Annotated in this window: 1 protein-coding gene; it reads right to left on the bottom strand. The window is 51.6% G+C overall.

Going from position 1 to position 2,069, the window contains the following annotated elements; all coding sequences use genetic code 11:
* Positions 1 to 130 precede the first annotated feature (130 nt).
* Entirely contained in the window at positions 131 to 1,780 is a 1,650-nt protein-coding gene (locus ABZJ92_RS21585; RefSeq protein ID WP_000934218.1) for an alpha,alpha-trehalase, read from the bottom strand.
* Positions 1,781 to 2,069 lie beyond the last annotated feature (289 nt).

Raw genomic sequence — 2,069 nt, 5'->3', positions numbered from 1 at the left:
ACAAGTGAGCGTTTCCGGATTCTTACACAGCCACTGGATCGGTCAACTGATCCTTAACTGATCGGCATTACTCCTCCTGAAGAGGATAATTTTACAGCCAGCAGGAAGTTAGCGGCTGGCTGTAAAAATATTATGGTTCGCCGTACAAACCAATTAAACGGCGTACCACACCGTTAGTCCAGCCAAACCCATCCTGCAACGGATACTCGCCACCGCCGCCTTCGCGGGGAACACCATCGGCAATATGGTATTTCTCGATCATTTTGTGCTGTTCCAGATAGAACTGATTCACCGTTTTCAGCCAGCTGCGCGCGATTTCATCACCCAGAAGGTCATCGCCATACATTTTAAATCCCTGAATTGCCATCCATTGTAACGGTGCCCAGCCGTTGGGTTTATCCCACTGTTCACCGGTTTCGTACTCGCTTGCCAAAATCCCGCCAGGTGTCAGTAACCGGCTGCGTACGGCGTTTGCCAGACGATCGGCCTGTTCATGGTTCGCCATGCCGACATAGAGCGGCACAATGGCGGCAGCGGAAAACAGCGCCAGTTGTTCGCGTCGCCAGTCGTAATCGCGGTAGATGCCGTTTTCATCATCCCAGAGGTAACGGTTTACCGCATCGCGACGGGCACTGGCCTTCTGGCGGAACAGCGCTTCTGTCTCTTTCTCGCCTTTCAGCGCCGAGATGTTGGCGATGGCGCTCTCCAGTTTAAACAGGAAGGCATTCAGATCGATGGGGATGAACTGGGTGGTACGAATGCTCGCCAGACGACCAGTATCACGCAGCCAACGGGAAGAGTAATCCCAACCGGAGGCCGCTCCCGCGCGTAAATCGCGGTACACCTCGTTGGGCGGGCGACCAGAATGTTTCGCGGTTTCAACGTCCTCAAGCCAGGATTCGTCACGCGGCGTGTCGCGATCGTCCCAGTAACGGTTGAGCAGCGATCCGTCCGGCATCCGCACAACATGGCGATAGGCCTGATTAGGGATCAACGATTCTGCACCGTCCATCCAGAAGGCATATTCCATTTTAAGGTGGTCGAGATAGCGGCGCGCACCGCGTACACCATCTTCTTCAAACAACTCCACCATCAGCGCAAAAACCGGTGGTTGCGAGCGGCTCAAATAATAGGTGCGGTTGCCGTTGGGGATGTGACCGTAGTTTTCGATCATCCAGGCGAAGTTATCGGCCATGCATTTCAGCAAATCTTCCCGACCACTTTCCGCCAGTCCCAGCATGGTGAAATAGGAATCCCAATAGTAGGTTTCGCTAAAACGGCCGCCCGGGACAATATATGACTGCGGTAGCGCCAGCAGAGAAGACCACGGAATGTGATCCTGTGGTTCGCGGGTTAGCACCGGCCACAGCTGGTCGATATGCTCTTTCAGGGAATTTTGCGGGTCCGATACATACTCGCTGGAGTAGACCTCCGGCAGCCAGAAGTGATTTTCAACAAACTTGCGCAAGTCAAAATCACGATGACGGCGCACTTTACGGTAGCGGATTAAAATATCCAGCGGGTCCATTTTGGGTGCGCAGTCGGGAAAGGTTTTACTGTCGGGGAAAATTTTCGCCGACTGAACATGCTCGAACAGTTCGAGATAGCGATCGGCAGGCGTCAGCGCATCAGAGGCGGGCAGCCCTTCAATCATCTCGGGTTCCGGTTCTGCCTCGATCATCTCATCCAGTTTTAATTCATACGGGTCCAGTTCATAGCAGAGATCGACCTCGATCATCAGTTCGTCTGGATTAGGGTTTTGAATTTTCTGATTGAGCATAAGGATCCAACCTCCGAAATTCGTCGCTAATTATCGGGCTTTTCTTTAAGGGTAGTCATTCGCTCCGCCTGGTGGGCGACAAAGCGTGCGGTGGATCACGTTTATTAACTTGTCAAAAAATATAACGCACTAATATCAATGGAATTTATAAAAATACGGATTTGGTGTTGTTTTTCATTTTCAGAACATTCAATCCTGCTCTCGCCGCAATCATGGGTAATGCTGCCAACTTACTGATTTAGTGTATGATGGTGATTTTAAGGTGCTTGCGTGGCTTCCATTTCCATCA

This window comes from Shigella sp. FJ200513, assembly GCF_040495915.1.
Classification (GTDB): domain Bacteria; phylum Pseudomonadota; class Gammaproteobacteria; order Enterobacterales; family Enterobacteriaceae; genus ECMA0423.
The sequence above is the reverse complement of the archived record's forward strand: the minus strand, read 5'-3'. Positions and strand labels throughout refer to the sequence as shown.